The organism is Microcoleus sp. A2-C3, assembly GCF_036706065.1.
GTDB lineage: Bacteria > Cyanobacteriota > Cyanobacteriia > Cyanobacteriales > Microcoleaceae > Microcoleus.
Window position 1 is genome coordinate 1 of record NZ_JAUBVX010000137.1, and the last position, 1,075, is coordinate 1,075.

Here is a 1,075-nt window from a genome sequence, read left to right on the forward strand (position 1 = left end):
TTTATCGTCGTCAGATAACTTATTTTCTGCTTTCAACAATGTATATTTACTTCCTTTTAAACTATCCAATAATTTAGCTTTTTCTTTCGCTTTCAGCGATAATGCTGCCTTTTTTTGCTCAATTCTCGACTGATTTAATTCCTCATGAATCATTTTTGTCACATGAAATCTATGTATCGGCTCAATAAGTAGGGGTAGCAGTTATTCTAGTTGCCAAGACAAGCCCAAGGGATGAAGAGAAGACTTGGAGCGAATAATAGTAGATAGAGAGGGAATAATTCCAAGTTGAGAAATTCGGTCACGGACATAATCAAAAAAACTGATTCCCAACTGACGAGTAGTAGCAACAAGAGACATAAAAGTATCCCATGCCTGAGTACCCTCAATCGTCTGAGTTGCATAGCTAATATTACGTCGCTGCACCATAGTTCTGGCAGCTAACTCAGCCGGATTATTGTGTAAAGGTAATTCAGGATGCTCTAAAACTCTCAGCAACTCCGATACTTTTGTCGCAGTTAATTGTTTGCGTTCATCCAACAATTCATAGCCGCTTGGAGTTTCAAAAAGCCGCCGAAATTTCGACCTTAAAAGCAGTGCCGCTTCGGGAATGGGAGCATCTTTATAAGCTAATAAGTAATTGCTCAACTAGGGGAAAAAAGGGAGCCATCAATAGAGAGAGCTTGTTGAATAGATTGATAAGCAGTTAAACCCTGACGTTTGCCAGTATTGACAACCGAACGAACGGCAGCAAACAAATCTCTGCCCCATTCCGAACGGAAGCCATTAGTCACACGGCGAAATATTACACTCATCCGAATCGCCTGTTCACTACTATTATTTGTGGGTGGAATCCCCGCATCTTCCAGAAATAGAAATAAATTGTCAATTAGCCCACCATAGCGTTTTCGTAACCGGATACCATCCAGATGATGTGGCGCTAAATTCAAAATTCTAGTTAATCTTTCCTGTAAATTTTTTCGATATCGATTGAGTCTAGTATCGTCGATTCTTTCTCGTCGTCGATGGATGATAAAAGCTCTTAATAATAACCTCTTCATCGCTGGGGCGAAAATCC

The 1,075-nt window shown here is 40.1% G+C and carries 2 protein-coding genes and 1 pseudogene; all 3 read right to left on the reverse strand.

Annotated features, from left to right (window positions below; all coding sequences use genetic code 11):
• Positions 1–162: pseudogene (locus tag QUB66_RS29695) on the reverse strand (ISL3 family transposase); the annotation flags it as partial.
• A gap of 39 nt (positions 163–201) precedes the next feature.
• A complete protein-coding gene (locus QUB66_RS29700) occupies positions 202–645 on the reverse strand; it encodes a hypothetical protein (protein WP_332970814.1) in 444 nt (147 codons plus the stop codon).
• Positions 642–1,075, reverse strand: a 434-nt coding sequence (locus QUB66_RS29705; RefSeq protein WP_332970813.1) for an IS66 family transposase, incomplete at its 5' end; no start/stop codon positions are given. The genes QUB66_RS29705 and QUB66_RS29700, both read right to left, overlap by 4 nt.